Raw genomic sequence first — 13697 nt, forward strand, 5'->3', positions numbered from 1 at the left:
AAACTCTTCACTTAAGTTTTTCGACTCCACCCGAAGGCTTCGTCAATGCTTTGAGTGCAGAGAACGTCCCAGGCACCAAATTACTCGCTTGCATTGCTGCATTTGAATTGACTTGTTGCTCTGTTACGAACGTCTGCTGATCGACAACCGTCAACCCGCCAGACGCCCGCACAAGTCACCTGCGCACACTGTCAAAGATCTTCGGAACCGGCCTCAGCGCCGCGTTCCGTACTCGCCACCGAAGTGCCCGAGTGAGCCGCACATCTTACAGCAGATTTCGTGGCCGTCAACACCTCGTGAACCACTTCGTCTTGCCGTCCCCGCCGCCGTTCAGGCGAACCCTCCGTGGCGGGCCGCGCATTATGCACACCTCTTTCCCCTTCGGGAAGAGGGAAACGAAAAAAATGTTCGGCGCCCCGCGCGCCGCCTGCTTGACGCCGCCGACAGGGCTGGCGGATGGTCGCGGCATCACAGAGGAGCGCGCCATGACCCGGATGCAGAACGCCATGAGAACCGCCGCCGCCGTTGCCGGCCTGTTGATCGCCGGCTGTGCGTCGGGAAGCGACCTGTGGGTCGAGGTCGCGGGCGAGCGCTTCAACATCGAGATCGCGGACGACAACATGGAACGCGCCCGTGGACTGATGTTTCGCGACGAACTGGCGCCCGGCCACGGCATGCTGTTCATCCATGACAGGGAAGAGCCGCAGGCGTACTGGATGAAGAACACCCGGATCCCGCTGGACATCCTCTACTTCGACAGCAGCCGGCGGCTGGTGTCGCAGCAACGCGACGTGCCGCCATGCTCGGCGGGGAACGCCTGCCCTTCCTATCCGAGCAACGCGCCGGCGCGCTACGTGCTGGAACTCAATGCCGGCGAGGCCAAGCGGCTGGGGCTGCAGGACGGCACCGAGCTGCAGCTCGGGCCGGACGTCCCCTCCCGCTGATCGGCGGATCGCGGGTTCCGACCTATAGCGGGCAAGCGCGCTCCCGTCAGAGCGCCATCATCTCGAAGTCGTCCTTGGTCACGCCGCAATCGGGGCAGGTCCAGGTCTCGGGGATGTCATCCCAGCGCGTACCGGGGGCGATGCCCTCCTCCGGCAATCCCTTCGCCTCGTCGTAGATGAAGCCGCAGACGACGCACATCCAGGTGCGGAACTCGGTGGTCGTGGCGGTCTCGGACATGGGCGGATAATGGCTGGCGGATTCGACACCGCATTGTCCCATCCCTCTTCCGATCACGAAAGCACATGACCACCAGCTTTCCCCGGCGCGGGCTTTACGCGATCACGCCCGACGAGCTCGACACCGCGCGGCTGCTCTCGCGCGTGGAAACGGTACTCGGCGCCGGCGCGGCCTGGCTGCAGTACCGCAACAAGCAGGCGGACGCGCCGTTGCGCGCCGTGCAGGCGCAGGCGCTGTTGCCGCTGTGCGCGCACTACCGGGTGCCGCTGCTCATCAACGACGACTGGCGGCTGGCAGCGGCAATCGGGGCGAACGGCGCTCACCTGGGCGAGGACGACGGCGACATCGCCGCCGCTCGCGCGGCGCTCGGAACGGACGCGCTGTTGGGCGCGTCCTGTTACGACAATCCGGCGCTGGCCCGGCAGGCCGTCGCCACCGGCGCCAGCTACGTCGCGTTCGGCGCCTTTTTCCCCTCATCGACCAAGCCGAATGCGCGCGTGGCGGCGCCATCGGTGCTCGCCGCCAGTGCTGCGCTCGGCGTGCCGCGAGTGGCGATCGGCGGCATCACCCCGGACAATGCCCGGTCGCTCGTCGGCGCCGGTGCCGACCTGCTCGCGGTGATCAGCGGCGTGTTCGATGCGCCTGATCCGGCTGCCGCGGTACGAGCGTTCACCGCCACCTTCTCCCCTGCCTCCCCTGTCGAGACCCCACGATGAACAACGCCCGCTCGCATGCCCTGTTCTCCCGCGCCTCCGAGCTGCTGCCCGGCGGCGTCAACTCGCCGGTACGCGCGTTCAAATCGGTGGGTGGCGAGCCGTTCTTCGCCGAGCGTGCCGAAGGGGCGTACCTGTTCGACGTCGACGGCAACCGCTATGTCGACTACGTCGGCTCATGGGGACCGATGATCGCCGGGCACGCCCATCCGCAGGTGGTCGACGCCGTCTCACGAACGATGCGCAACGGCCTGAGCTTCGGCGTGCCCAATGCGCTGGAAGTGACGATGGCCGAGGCGATCACCTCGATCGTGCCGAGCTGCGAGATGGTGCGGATGGTCAACTCCGGCACCGAGGCGACGCTGTCGGCGATCCGGCTGGCGCGTGGCGCCACCGGCCGCACGCGCATCGTCAAGTTCGAGGGCTGCTATCACGGCCACGGCGACAGCTTCCTGGTCAAGGCGGGCAGCGGCGCGCTGACGCTCGGGCTGCCGAACTCGCCGGGCGTGCCGGGCGCGCTGGCCGACCTCACGCTGACGATCCCCTACAACGATTTCGGAGCCGCGACGAAACTGTTCGACGACGTCGGCAGCGAGATCGCCGGCCTGATCATCGAGCCCATCGTCGGCAACGCCAATTGCATCCTGCCGCGCGAGGGCTACCTGCAGCACCTGCGTGAGCTGTGCACCAAGCATGGCGCGCTGCTGATCTTCGACGAGGTGATGACCGGCTTCCGCGTCGCGCCCGGCGGTGCGCAACAGCGTTACGGCATCACGCCCGACCTCAGCACGTTCGGCAAGATCATCGGCGGCGGCATGCCCGTCGGGGCGTTCGGCGGCCGGCGCGAGCTGATGGCGCAGATCGCGCCGAGCGGCCCGATCTACCAGGCCGGCACGCTCAGCGGGAACCCGGTGGCGATGGCGGCGGGGCTGGCGACGCTGGAACTGATCCGCGCTCCGGGATTCCATGATGCGCTGGAAGCGGGCACGCACGCGCTGTGCGACGGCCTGGAAGCGGCCGCGCGCGAAGCCGGCGTCGCCTGCCACACGACCCGCGCGCCCGGCATGTTCGGGCTGTACTTCCGCGAGGGCCCGGTCGCAAGCTTCGCCGACGCCATGGCGTCGGACGCGTCGAAGTTCGGCCGCTTCTTCCACGCGATGCTCGAGCGCGGCGTGTACCTGGCGCCGTCGGCATTCGAAGCCGGCTTCGTATCCAGCGCACACGGCGAGGCGGAGATCGCCCACACCGTCGAGGCGGCCCGCGCGGCGTTCGCCCAGCTCGCCTGAGGCGCGCCGGGATCAGGTCGCGACGAGGTAGTCGGCCAGCGCCGCACGCAGGCGCGACAACCCCTCCGCGACGTCGGCGTCACCGATGTTGAGGGCCGGCACGAAACGCAACACATCCGGCCCCGCCTGCAGCAACAGCAGGCCGTGTCCGGTGCAGCGGTCGAGGATGTCGCCCGCGCGTCCGGCATGTGGCGAACGCAGCGGCGCACCGAGCATGAGGCCACGCCCACGGACCTCGCCGAACAGTGCGAATTCCTGGTCGAGTGTCGCCAGCCCTTCGCGCAGCGCCGCGGCCTGGCGTGCCACGTTCGCCAGCAACGCGGGTGATGAAAGCTCCCGCAATGCCGCGCATGCCACCGCGGCGCCGAGCGGATTGCCGCCGAAGGTGGTGCCATGCTGGCCAAAGCCCAGCGCATCCGCCGCCCGAGCCCCGACCAGCATCGCGCCGATCGGAAAGCCGCCGCCCAGGGCCTTGGCGAGCGTGACCACGTCCGGCCGCACGCCGTACCCGTCGCAGGCGAACAGGTGCCCGGTGCGGCCCATCCCGCACTGGATCTCGTCCAGCACCAGCAGTGCGTCGTGGCGGTCGCAGAGCGCACGCAACCCACGCAGGAAATCGTCATCGGCCGGGGTCACCCCGCCTTCGCCCTGCACCGGTTCGACCAGCACCGCGCAAACGTCGCCCGCCGCCATGGCCGCTTCAGCCGCGACCAGGTCGTTGAAAGCGCTGTAGCGGAAGCCGGCCGGCAACGGCTCGAATCCGGCGTGGTACTTCGGCTGCGCGGTGGCGGTGACGGTCGCGAGGGTGCGGCCGTGGAAGCTGCCGCCAAAGCTCAGCACGACCCGCTGCTCCGGTCCGCGTCCTGTCGACGTGGCCCATTGCCGCGCCAGTTTGATCGCCGCTTCGTTGGCTTCCGCGCCGGAGTTGCACAGGAACACGCGTTCGGCAAACCCCGCCGCGTCGACCAGCGCCTCCGCCAGTCGCAGCGCCGGCTCGCTGGTGAACACGTTGCTGGTGTGCCAGAGCTTGCCGGCCTGCTCCGTCAGTGCGTCGACGAGCGCCGGATGGGCATGGCCAAGCGCATTCACGGCGATGCCCGCGCCGAAGTCGACGTATTCGCGGCCGTCGCGATCGTGCACGCGCGATCCCGAACCGCGCTCGAGCACGATGCGGCCGGAGCGGTACACGGGGAGGAAATGGCGCTCGTCGGGGGACGCGCGGTCGGTGGCAAGGCTCATGGCATGCGTGGCATCGTTCGGATGCTTCATTTTCGCCGATCCTCCGCGGTGTGCACGGGAATTTCCGCCCGCTGCCCCACACTCCGGCTCGCCGCCCGACGGGACCGCCCGATGCGCCTGTTGTTCACCCCGCAACTGAATCCCGCTTCCGAGACCGGCTGGCGCCGCCGCTGGTTCGACATCATCTTCCGCCACGACACCCCGCCGTCGCGGAATTTCGACCTGCTGCTGATCGTCGCGATCATCGCCAGCGTGGTCGTGATCATGCTCGACAGCGATCCGTGGCTGCATATCGACCACGCCCGCATCCTGTACGCGATCGAGTGGGGCTTCACCCTGCTGTTCACGCTTGAATACGCGATGCGGCTGCTGGTGGTGCGACGCCCGTGGCGCTACGTGCTGAGCTTCTGGGGCATCATCGACCTGCTGTCGATCCTGCCCACCTATGTCTCGCTGCTGTTCCCGGGCAGCCAGGCGCTGCTGGTGGTGCGCGTGCTGCGGATGCTGCGGCTGTTCCGCATCCTCAAGCTGACCCAGTACGTGGAGGAGAGCGGCGTGCTGATCGCCGCCCTGTGGCGCAGCCGCCACAAGATCTTCCTGTTCATCGTGTCGTTGCTGACCATGGCGGTGATCTTCGGCGCGCTGATGTTCGTCATCGAAGGGCCGGAGCGCGGCTTCACCACGATCCCGACCGGCATGTACTGGGCGATCACCACGATGGCCACCGTCGGTTACGGCGATCTCACCCCCAGCACGCCGGCGGGGCGGTTCATCGCCTCGGTGCTGATCCTGATCGGCTACAGCATCATCGCGGTGCCGACCGGCATCTACACCGCGGAGCTGGCCAGCAGCCTGCGCGAAGCCAGCCACGGCGCCGACCACCATGACCAGCGCGGCTGCCCCGAATGCGGGCTGGAAGGACACGATCCGGATGCCCAGCATTGCCGCGGCTGCGGCCACCGGCTGCCATCGTCGATGGGCTGAGCAGGCGGCTCACCAGCGGCCGGTGTTCTCCATCGACGTCCACGGCTCGGCGGGCGGCAGCGCCTCGCCCTTCTGCAGCAGCTCGATAGAGATCGCGTCGGGCGAGCGCACGAAGGCCATCCGTCCGTCACGCGGCGGGCGGTTGATGGTGATGCCCTGCGCCTGCAGGTGCGCACAGATCGCATAGATGTCGTCGACCTCGAACGCGAGGTGGCCGAAGTTGCGCGCGCTGCCGTAATCCTCGTCGTCGTAGTTCCAGGTCAGCTCGACTTCCGCTTCGGGGTTGTCGGGCGCACCGAGGTACACCAGGGTGAACCGCCCCTGCGGGTAGTCGTTGCGGCGTGTCTCCACCAGGCCGAGGCCGTCACGGAAGAATTTCAGCGAAGCGTCGAGGTCGCGGACGCGGACCATCGCGTGCAGGTAGCGCATGGATCGTTCTCCTCAGAGGAACAGATCGGGCAGCAGCGGCCGGCCCGGCTCGACCGCATAGCCCTCGAAATCGCTGACGCCCGCCTCGCGCAGCACGTTCTCGTCAATCAGGAACGCGCCGGTACGCGTCGTCGCGGGGGTGGTCAGCACCGCGTGGGCGGCGTCGGCAACGATCGCCGGCGTGCGGCAGCCGGCCACGTCGACCCCGGGGATCAGGTTGAGCGCGTCGGTGGCGATGATCGTGCGTGGCCACAGCGCGTTGACTGCGACGCCGCGATCAGCGAATTCGGCCGCCAAGCCGAGCGTGACGAAGCTCATGCCCATCTTGGCGAGGGTGTAGCCGGTATGCGGACCCCACCACTTCGCATCGAGGCTCGGCGGCGGCGCAAGCGTCAGGATGTGCGGGTTGGGCGCCTGCAACAGCCACGGCATGCATGCCTGCGCGCACAGGAAGCTGCCGCGCGCGTTGACCTGCTGCATCAGGTCGAATCGCTTCATCGGCGTGTCGAGCAGGCCGTGCAGCCAGATCGCGCTGGCGTTGTTGACAAGGATGTCGATGCCGCCGAACGCGTCGACCGTGGCCGCCACGGCGGCGCCGACCTGGTCCTCGTCGCGGATGTCGCACTTGAGGGCGAGCGCCTGTCCGCCAGCGGCTTCGACTTCGGCGGCGACGCTGTGGATGGTGCCGGGCAGCTTCGGATTCGGTACCGAGGACTTGGAAGCGATCGCGACGTTGGCGCCGTCGCGCGCGGCACGCAACGCAATGGCCCGGCCGATGCCGCGCGAGGCGCCGGTGATGAAGAGGGTCTTGCCGGACAGGGTGGTCATGGGGAGCTCCAGGGAGTCGCGGCCATTGTAGGAGCGACGCAAGTCGCGACCCACTGACCGCACAATCGCTCCGCGGTCAGCGAGGTTTTCATTTGCGGGAGCCGGCAGGACGTTGTCCGAATCGGTGCCCGTTGTCAGTGGGTCGCGACTTACGTCGCTCCTACAGGTTCCGTCAGGGCTTGGGGCCCTGGCCTTCGTTGTCTTCCCACTTCAGCAGGCGCCGGGTCACGAAGCGGTAGACCGGTTTGCCGGTGACGAACCAGGCCTCGCGCAGCCACGAACGGCGCTTCAGCAGCCGCCGCTCGACCGGGGTGAGCGCCTCGGGGCAGTAGGTGCGCTTGTGCTTGAGCAGGTGCCGCAGGTCCTCGCGCGCGAGCAGGCGCAACCAGCGTGAACGCGGATCGCCACGGGTGGCGAGCTGGAAGTCGATGATCGCGGGGCTGCCGTCGGCCAGCACCAGCCAGTTGGCCTCCTTGGCGAGGTCGTTGTGGGCCAGGCCGCGCCAGTGCAACTGCTGCAGCAGGCCGCGGGCCTGCTGGAAATACGCGAGGTCGCCGCGCGGCGGGCGCTGGTACATCGCCGCGCCCTCCATGTAGCTGCGGTCGAGCCGGCGACCGTCCCAGCGCAGCAGGCGCGGCACCGCCGGTGTACCTTCGACCCGCTTCAGCGCGAGCGCCTCGCGCCGGGCCAGCCACCACGCCGGGACACGCAGCCACCACGGCACGTGGACGAGGTCGCGACGGACGAACAGGCCCGCGCCGTCGCGCATCAGGGCGATGCGGCCGAAGCTGTCGGCCTTGAGCGCGGTTACTTCGGCGTCGCGGGTGTGGGCAGTGGCGGACATGCCGGAAGTTTACGCAAGCCGGCGGCACCACGGCCCCATCGGCGCGGCGGACGCGGGGCGCTGCCATAATTGCCCGATGAACCCGGCCTGGATCGACAGCGCGACCGCATGGATCAGCGCAAACCCCATCGCGGCCGGCGCGCTGGTCTTCCTGATCGCGTTCTGCGACGCCCTGGTGGTCGTCGGCATCGTGGTGCCGGCCTTGCCGCTGCTGTTCGCGGTGGGCGCGCTGATCGGGCTGGGACACGTCAACGGGCCCTATGCGCTCGCCTGCGCTGCGCTGGGTGCCTTCTGCGGTGATGCGCTGAGCTACTGGGTGGGACGTCGCTGGGGCCCGCAGCTGCGCCAGCGCTGGCCGTTCGCGCGGTACCCGCAATGGCTCGACCGCGGCGAATCGCTGTTCCGCCGCCACGGCATCAAGAGCATCGCGATCGCCCGCTTCGTCGGTGCGGTGCGGCCATTCGTGCCCGCCATCGCCGGCATGCTGCAGATGCCGCTGCGGCGCTACGCGGTGCCGAGCCTGGTCGCCTGCTTCGCGTGGGCGGGGTTGTTCCTCGCCCCCGGCTGGGTACTGGGAGCCTCGTACGAAGCCGTCGCCGCGGTCGCCGACCGCCTCGCGCTGGCGCTGGGAGCCATGGCGGTCGCGGTCGCGCTGGTGTGGGCCGGGGTGCTCTACACCTGGCGCTGGTTCGCCGAACACGCCGACACCCTGCTGGCGCGCGCGCTGCTGTGGACGCGCGCGCATCCACGCCTGGGGCGCTATGCCGGTGCACTGATCGACCCCAACCGGCCGGAGTCGGCCTCACTGGCGATGCTGGCCGCAAGCCTGCTGGCGATCAGCTGGATCTGTTTCACCCTGATCGCCATGCTGCTGGCCAGCGGCGGACCGCTGGCACTCGACCACCATCTGCACGAGCTGATGTGGTCGCTGCGCAATCCGCTCGCCGACCGCCTGATGGCGGGGCTGGCAAGCCTGGGTGACGCCCAGGTGCTCGGTGCGGCAGCGGCGGTGACGCTCGCCTACCTGGTGTGGCGCCGACGCTGGATGGCCGCGGCGCACTGGCTGGCGGCGATCGTGTTCGGGCTGGTACTGACGGCGTTGCTCGAGGCGGCGATCGACATGCCGCGGCCACCGACGGCGCCGGCCGGCTTCGGCTTTCCTTCGGTCGCGGTGACGATGACCACGATCATCTTCGGCTTCTTCGCGGTGCTGATCGCGCGGGAGCTGCCGGGCCGCAAACGGGTGTGGCCGTACCTGCTCGCCGGGGTGGCGACCACCGTGGTCGGCTTCGCCCGGCTTTATCTTGGCGCGCACTGGCCGAGCGACCTCGTCGGCGGCACCCTGTTCGGGCTGGCCTGGGTGCTGGTGCTCGGCATCGCCTACCGCAGCCACGTGGCCCGCTCGTTCTGGATGCGGCCGCTGGCGATCCTGTTCTACGGCAGTTTCGTCGCTGCCGCGCTGTGGCACGCGCCGCGCGCCGCCGACGGGTTGCTGGCGCGGTTCGCCGCGGCACCGCCAACCCATGTCATCGCCGCCAATGACTGGTGGAGCGATGGCTGGGCGACGCTGCCGGCGCAGCGCAACGAGGGCGACGAGCGCTTGCGCTGGCCGCTCGACGTGCAGGTCGCCGGTCCGCTGGCGCCGCTGCAGGCGATGCTGGAGAAGGCCGGCTGGCGCGCACAGCCGCAGGCCGACTGGGAACAGACGCTCGCCCTGCTCGACGACGACCTGCCGGAGAAGCGCCAGGTGGTGCTTCCGGCGACCCTGGACGCGCACGCCGAGGCGCTGCTGATGCTGCGTCCCGGGATCCATGCCGGCGAGCAGTACGCCCTACGACTGTGGCCGGCGCCGGTGATGCTGGGAGACGGCACTCCACTGTGGCTCGGCACCGCCCAGACCCTGCAGGTCAGCAAGCCGTTGGACGCGGCGGTGCTGTGGCGTCCCGCCGACCGCGACACGGGTGCGCACGCGGCGGTTCGCGACGCGCTTTCCGGACTCGCTCCGGTCGAGGCCGCCCACCCCGACAGCGGCGTGCCGGTGCTGCGGGTTCGCACCCGCGACGGCGACTAGGCGTCGGGCAGGAGCGACAACAGGCGATCCAGCCGTTCGTGCGGATCGTCCACCTGCAGCAACTGCTGGCGTTGCAGGTCTTCGAGCGGGAGCATCTCGATCAGCCGCCACCCGACCCAGGCGGCATCGTCGATCCGTTCGTCGACCGAAGCCGCGTGTTCCCCGCCGACCTGCTCGAGCACCCCCTGCAGCAGGGTGGCGAGCAGGCCGTGTTCCGGCCGCAGCGGCTCGACCGGATCGGCCTCGCACCACGCGACCTCGGCGACCTGCAGGCCGTTGTCGCGCACCTTCAGCTGGTTGGCATGGAAGCGGCGCGCCCCGCGTACGCGCAGGGTCAGCAGGCCGTCGTCACCGGTATCGAAATCCTCGATCACCGCCTCGGTACCGAACGCGGCGGCCGCGGCGGTGCCCTCGCCTCCATCGCCATCCATCAACAGGCAGACACCGAAGCCGCTGCCCTTGCGGCCGCATTCGCTGACCAGGTCGAGGTAGCGGGGCTCGAATACGCGAAGGCCCAGGACCGCACCGGGGACCAGGACAGTGGGCAGCGGAAACAGGGGCAGATCGTCGTCACTCATCGGCGACAGACTAGCGCAGCGGGCCCGACGGCCGTTGACGCGTGCTAGACGTCCGAAGCGTGCGACGCGGCCGGTTCAGGCCGGTGCCGGGGAATCACCCTCGCGCAGCGCCGCAAGGAACCGCCGCGGTGCACCGTCGAAACCGCCGTTGGACATGAACACCACATGGTCGCCCGCACGCACGCGCGCCTGCAGCGCTGCGATCAACGCCTCGGCATCGGCGGCCGCCACGCCTTCGCCACGCAACGCCGCCACTACCTTGCCGGCGTCCCAGGCCAGCTCGGGGCGGTGCAGGAACACCACCGTGTCGGCATCGGAAAGCGACGGCGCCAGCGCGTCGGCGTGCGCACCCAACCGCATCGAATTGCTGCGCGGCTCCATCGCCACCACGATCCGCTGTCCTCCGACGCGCGCCCGCAGGCCCGCCAGCGTGGTCGCGATCGCGGTGGGGTGGTGGGCAAAGTCGTCGTAGACGGTAACGCCCGCATGCTCGCCGACGAGCTCCATGCGTCGCTTCACGCTGCGGAACGCCGACAGCGCCCCGAGCACGGAGGCCGGCGCCACGCCGACGGCGTTGACCGTCGCCAGTGCCGCCAGCGCGTTCATCACATTGTGGCGGCCGAGCAACGGCCAGTGCACCTCGCCGATGCGCGCACCGCGATGCACCACCGTGAACGCGCTGCCATCGGCGGCGAGCAACTCGGCGGTCCAGTCGAACGCCCCCGCCGCTTGTGCACGCGCATCATCCCGGCCGTCGTGTGGCGGCTGGGCCAGGCCCGGATCGAGCCCGAACGTCTCCACCGGTGTCCAGCAACCCATCGCCAGGACCTCGGCCAGCCGCGGGTCCTCGCCGTTGACGATCAGCCGCCCGCGCCGCGGCACCGTTCGCACCAGATGGTGGAACTGGCGCTGGATCGCGGCGACATCGGGGAAGATGTCGGCGTGGTCGAACTCGAGGTTGTTGAGGATCGCCACCAGCGGCCGGTAATGGACGAACTTGCTGCGCTTGTCGAAGAACGCGGTGTCGTACTCGTCGGCCTCGACCACGAACTCGCGGCCGCTGCCGACCCGCGCCGACACGCCGAAGTCCTCCGCCACGCCGCCGATCAGGAACCCCGGCTCGCGCCCGGCCGCCTGCAGCAGCCAGGTCAGGATGGTGGTGGTGGTGGTCTTGCCGTGGGTGCCGGCGACGGCGAGGGTGTCGCGGCCGGGCAGCACCCGCTCGCCCAGCCACTGCGCGCCGGAGATGTAGCGGCGGCCGTCGTCGAGCACCTGCTCGACCGCCGGGTTGCCGCGCGACAGCGCGTTGCCGACCACGATTTCGTCGCAGTCGGCGGAAATGTTGCCGGGGGAGTAGCCCTGCCGCAGCGCGATGCCCAGCGTTTCAAGCTGGGTCGACATCGGCGGGTACACCGCCTGGTCGGTGCCCTCGACGTCGTGGCCCAGCTCGCGCGCGAGCGCCGCGACACCGCCCATGAAAGTGCCGGCGATGCCCAGAATGTGCAGCTTCATGGCGGGTGCGTGTCAGCCGACCGGCGGCACCGGGCGAAGTGCCTCGACGATGCGTGCGAAGACCTCGTCGAGCGAACCGACGCCGTCGACCACACTGAGCTTGCCGCGCTGGCGGAAGAACTCCACCACCGGTGCCGTCTGGTCCTCGTAGACCTTCAGCCGGGTACGAACCGATTCCGGACTGTCGTCGGCGCGGCCCTCGGCGGCGGCGCGGCCGGCGATGCGCTCGACCAGCATCTCGGCCGGGACTTCCAGCTGCACCGCGGCGTCCATCGGCTGGCCGATCCGCTCCATCAGCGCATCGAGCGCGTCGGCCTGGGCGAGGTTGCGCGGGTAGCCGTCGAGGATGAAGCCGCCCTTGGTGTCGGCGCGCGAGAAGCGGTCCTCGAGCATGCCCAGCAGGATCGCGTCGCTGACCAGCTCGCCGCGGGCCATCACTTCCTTCGCCTCCAGTCCGAGCCTGCTGCCGGCCGCGACTTCCGCGCGCAGCAGGTCGCCGGTGGAGATGTGCGGCACCTGCAGGTGTTCCTTGAGCCGCGCCGCCTGAGTGCCCTTGCCCGAGCCGGGCGCGCCAAGAAGTACCAATCGCATCGTGTCGCTCCTGGAAAATCGTTGATTGCCTGAAACCCACCCTCACCAGGGCGGCGCTACACTCGCAGCGACTGTCCACCTGCCGGGGCAAACGGCGTCCAGCTTACCGCATCCCGGCCCCCACCTCGGAATTCTCATGGCCTCGGGAACCCTGCTCTACGCCCAGTCCGGCGGCGTCACCGCCGTCATCAACGCCACCGCCTCGGCGGTGATCCAGGCCGCCCGCGCGCGCAAGGTGAAGGTGCTTGCCGGGCGCAACGGCATCCTCGGCGTGCTGCGCGAGGAGCTGATCGACACCTCGAAGGAAACGATGGCGGCGGTCCGCGCGCTGGCGCACACCCCGGGTGGCGCGTTCGGTTCGTGCCGGGTCAAGCTCAAGTCGCTGGAGGACGACCGGGCGAAGTACGAGCGGCTGCTCGACGTCTTCCGCGCCCACGACGTGCGCTGGTTCCTCTACAACGGCGGCAACGATTCGGCCGATACCGCCCTCAAGGTGTCGCGGCTGGCGAAGGAGTTCGGCTACCCGCTGACCTGTGTCGGCGTGCCCAAGACGGTCGACAACGACCTCGCGGTGACCGACTGCTGTCCCGGCTTCGGCTCGGCGGCCAAGTACACCGCGGTGTCGGTGCGCGAGGCCGCGCTGGACGTGGCCGCGATGGCCGACACGTCCACCAAGGTGTTCGTCTACGAGGCGATGGGACGCCACGCCGGGTGGCTGGCGGCCTCGGCGGGGCTGGCCGGCACCGGCTCCGACCAGGCGCCGCACCTGATCCTGTTTCCCGAACGCCCGTTCGACGAGGCCGATTTTTTCGCGAAGGTGCGCGCGACGGTCGAGCGCGTCGGCTACTGCGTGGTGGTCGCCAGCGAGGGCATCCAGACCGCGGATGGCCGTTTCGTCGCCGACGCGGGCGGCGGCAAGGACTCGTTCGGCCATACCCAGCTCGGCGGCGTCGCCTCGCACCTCGCCGGCCGGGTCAAGGACGCCCTCGGCTACAAGGTCCACTGGGCCCTGCCCGACTACCTGCAGCGTTCGGCCCGGCACCTCGCCTCGAAAACCGACCTGGAGCAGGCGATGGCGGTCGGCACGGCCGCGGTCGAATACGCGATGGACGGGATGAACTCGGTGATGCCGGTGATCGTGCGGACCTCCGACACGCCTTACCGCTGGAAGATCGAGCCCGCCCCGCTGTCGAAGATCGCCAACCGGGAAAAGAAGATGCCGGCGGGCTTCCTCCGCCGCGACGGCTACGGCATCACCGACAAGGCGCGGCGCTACCTCGAACCGCTGATCCGCGGCGAGGCGCCGCCGCCGTACGGCCGCGACGGCTTGCCGGCGTATGTGGCGCTGAAGAACGTGCCGGTGGCGCCGAAGCTGCCGGGCTGGGAGGGCTGACGACAGCCCAAGGCCTTTGTAGGAGCGGCTTCAGCCGCGATCGGGAA

14 protein-coding genes and 1 rRNA gene (1 of these 15 running past the window's edge) are annotated in these 13697 nt (G+C 69.6%); 6 read left to right on the top strand and 9 right to left on the bottom strand.

From position 1 onward, the window contains the following. Positions 1-14 (bottom strand): 16S ribosomal RNA (locus tag U8331_RS12445) (it extends 1531 nt beyond the left edge of the window). Positions 15-506: 492 nt separating this feature from the next. Between U8331_RS12445 and U8331_RS12450 the strand changes: the two genes are divergently transcribed. Further along, positions 507-944, top strand: a complete 438-nt coding sequence (locus U8331_RS12450; protein WP_481132985.1) for a DUF192 domain-containing protein — start codon at positions 507-509, stop codon at positions 942-944. A 46-nt stretch (positions 945-990) separates the two neighbouring features. Here U8331_RS12450 and U8331_RS12455 read toward each other — a convergent pair whose 3' ends face one another. Further along, positions 991-1224: a rubredoxin gene (locus U8331_RS12455; protein ID WP_481131331.1), complete on the bottom strand. Its 234-nt coding sequence runs from the start codon at positions 1222-1224 to the stop codon at positions 991-993. Positions 1225-1247: 23 nt separating this feature from the next. On the opposite strand from U8331_RS12455, the gene thiE reads away from it, so the two are divergent. Together thiE and hemL are read left to right on the top strand one after the other, a co-directional pair. After that, positions 1248-1898, top strand: a complete 651-nt coding sequence (gene thiE / locus U8331_RS12460; protein WP_481131332.1) for a thiamine phosphate synthase — start codon at positions 1248-1250, stop codon at positions 1896-1898. Further along, positions 1895-3181, top strand: a complete 1287-nt coding sequence (gene hemL, locus U8331_RS12465) for a glutamate-1-semialdehyde 2,1-aminomutase (RefSeq protein ID WP_481131333.1) — start codon at positions 1895-1897, stop codon at positions 3179-3181. The genes thiE and hemL overlap by 4 nt, the downstream gene beginning before the upstream one ends. Before the next feature lie 12 nt (positions 3182-3193). Here hemL and U8331_RS12470 read toward each other — a convergent pair whose 3' ends face one another. Continuing rightward, complete coding sequence (locus U8331_RS12470; RefSeq protein WP_481132986.1) at positions 3194-4420, bottom strand: aspartate aminotransferase family protein; 1227 nt, start codon at positions 4418-4420, stop codon at positions 3194-3196. Between the two features lie 111 nt (positions 4421-4531). Between U8331_RS12470 and U8331_RS12475 the strand changes: the two genes are divergently transcribed. Then, entirely contained in the window at positions 4532-5404 is an 873-nt protein-coding gene (locus U8331_RS12475) for an ion transporter (RefSeq protein WP_481131334.1), read from the top strand. A 9-nt stretch (positions 5405-5413) separates the two neighbouring features. Here U8331_RS12475 and U8331_RS12480 read toward each other — a convergent pair whose 3' ends face one another. The 3 genes from U8331_RS12480 to U8331_RS12490 form a co-directional block, all read right to left on the bottom strand. Next, complete coding sequence (locus U8331_RS12480; RefSeq protein ID WP_481131335.1) at positions 5414-5833, bottom strand: VOC family protein; 420 nt, start codon at positions 5831-5833, stop codon at positions 5414-5416. Between the two features lie 12 nt (positions 5834-5845). After that, positions 5846-6661, bottom strand: a complete 816-nt coding sequence (locus U8331_RS12485; RefSeq protein ID WP_481131336.1) for an SDR family oxidoreductase — start codon at positions 6659-6661, stop codon at positions 5846-5848. Positions 6662-6833: 172 nt separating this feature from the next. Continuing rightward, positions 6834-7505, bottom strand: coding sequence for a protein kinase family protein (locus U8331_RS12490; protein ID WP_481131337.1), 672 nt, complete (start codon positions 7503-7505; stop codon positions 6834-6836). 76 nt (positions 7506-7581) lie between these two features. Here U8331_RS12490 and U8331_RS12495 point away from each other — a divergent pair, with 76 nt between their 5' ends. Then, positions 7582-9576, top strand: coding sequence for a bifunctional DedA family/phosphatase PAP2 family protein (locus U8331_RS12495; RefSeq protein ID WP_481131338.1), 1995 nt, complete (start codon positions 7582-7584; stop codon positions 9574-9576). Here U8331_RS12495 and U8331_RS12500 read toward each other — a convergent pair. From U8331_RS12500 to U8331_RS12510, 3 genes are all read right to left on the bottom strand, one after another. After that, a complete protein-coding gene (locus U8331_RS12500) occupies positions 9573-10154 on the bottom strand; it encodes an LON peptidase substrate-binding domain-containing protein (RefSeq protein WP_481131339.1) in 582 nt (193 codons plus the stop codon). The genes U8331_RS12495 and U8331_RS12500 overlap by 4 nt on opposite strands. A 75-nt stretch (positions 10155-10229) precedes the next feature. Next, on the bottom strand, positions 10230-11666 hold the full coding sequence (gene mpl, locus U8331_RS12505) for a UDP-N-acetylmuramate:L-alanyl-gamma-D-glutamyl-meso-diaminopimelate ligase (protein ID WP_481131340.1): 1437 nt from the start codon (positions 11664-11666) through the stop codon (positions 10230-10232). A gap of 12 nt (positions 11667-11678) precedes the next feature. Then, positions 11679-12257 carry an adenylate kinase gene (locus U8331_RS12510; protein WP_481131341.1) on the bottom strand — a complete coding sequence of 193 codons (579 nt, stop codon included), beginning with the start codon at positions 12255-12257 and terminating at the stop codon, positions 11679-11681. A gap of 136 nt (positions 12258-12393) precedes the next feature. Here U8331_RS12510 and U8331_RS12515 point away from each other — a divergent pair, with 136 nt between their 5' ends. After that, complete coding sequence (locus tag U8331_RS12515) at positions 12394-13650, top strand: 6-phosphofructokinase (RefSeq protein WP_481131342.1); 1257 nt, start codon at positions 12394-12396, stop codon at positions 13648-13650. The last annotated feature ends 47 nt before the right edge of the window (positions 13651-13697 follow it).

The organism is Lysobacter sp. CC-YZS074, assembly GCF_056739745.1.

What these genes read in the sequence shown, in the direction of transcription:
- U8331_RS12490 (WP_481131337.1), bottom strand. Translation starts at nt 7,505, where the DNA reads ATGTCCGCCACTGCCCACACCCGCGACGCCGAAGTAACCGCGCTCAAG.
- U8331_RS12510 (WP_481131341.1), bottom strand. Translation starts at nt 12,257, where the DNA reads ATGCGATTGGTACTTCTTGGCGCGCCCGGCTCGGGCAAGGGCACTCAG.
- U8331_RS12500 (WP_481131339.1), bottom strand. Translation starts at nt 10,154, where the DNA reads ATGAGTGACGACGATCTGCCCCTGTTTCCGCTGCCCACTGTCCTGGTC.
- U8331_RS12475 (WP_481131334.1), top strand. Translation starts at nt 4,532, where the DNA reads ATGCGCCTGTTGTTCACCCCGCAACTGAATCCCGCTTCCGAGACCGGC.
- U8331_RS12515 (WP_481131342.1), top strand. Translation starts at nt 12,394, where the DNA reads ATGGCCTCGGGAACCCTGCTCTACGCCCAGTCCGGCGGCGTCACCGCC.
- U8331_RS12450 (WP_481132985.1), top strand. Translation starts at nt 507, where the DNA reads ATGAGAACCGCCGCCGCCGTTGCCGGCCTGTTGATCGCCGGCTGTGCG.
- U8331_RS12480 (WP_481131335.1), bottom strand. Translation starts at nt 5,833, where the DNA reads ATGCGCTACCTGCACGCGATGGTCCGCGTCCGCGACCTCGACGCTTCG.
- hemL (WP_481131333.1), top strand. Translation starts at nt 1,895, where the DNA reads ATGAACAACGCCCGCTCGCATGCCCTGTTCTCCCGCGCCTCCGAGCTG.
- U8331_RS12495 (WP_481131338.1), top strand. Translation starts at nt 7,582, where the DNA reads ATGAACCCGGCCTGGATCGACAGCGCGACCGCATGGATCAGCGCAAAC.
- thiE (WP_481131332.1), top strand. Translation starts at nt 1,248, where the DNA reads ATGACCACCAGCTTTCCCCGGCGCGGGCTTTACGCGATCACGCCCGAC.
- U8331_RS12470 (WP_481132986.1), bottom strand. Translation starts at nt 4,420, where the DNA reads ATGAGCCTTGCCACCGACCGCGCGTCCCCCGACGAGCGCCATTTCCTC.
- mpl (WP_481131340.1), bottom strand. Translation starts at nt 11,666, where the DNA reads ATGAAGCTGCACATTCTGGGCATCGCCGGCACTTTCATGGGCGGTGTC.
- U8331_RS12485 (WP_481131336.1), bottom strand. Translation starts at nt 6,661, where the DNA reads ATGACCACCCTGTCCGGCAAGACCCTCTTCATCACCGGCGCCTCGCGC.
- U8331_RS12455 (WP_481131331.1), bottom strand. Translation starts at nt 1,224, where the DNA reads ATGGGACAATGCGGTGTCGAATCCGCCAGCCATTATCCGCCCATGTCC.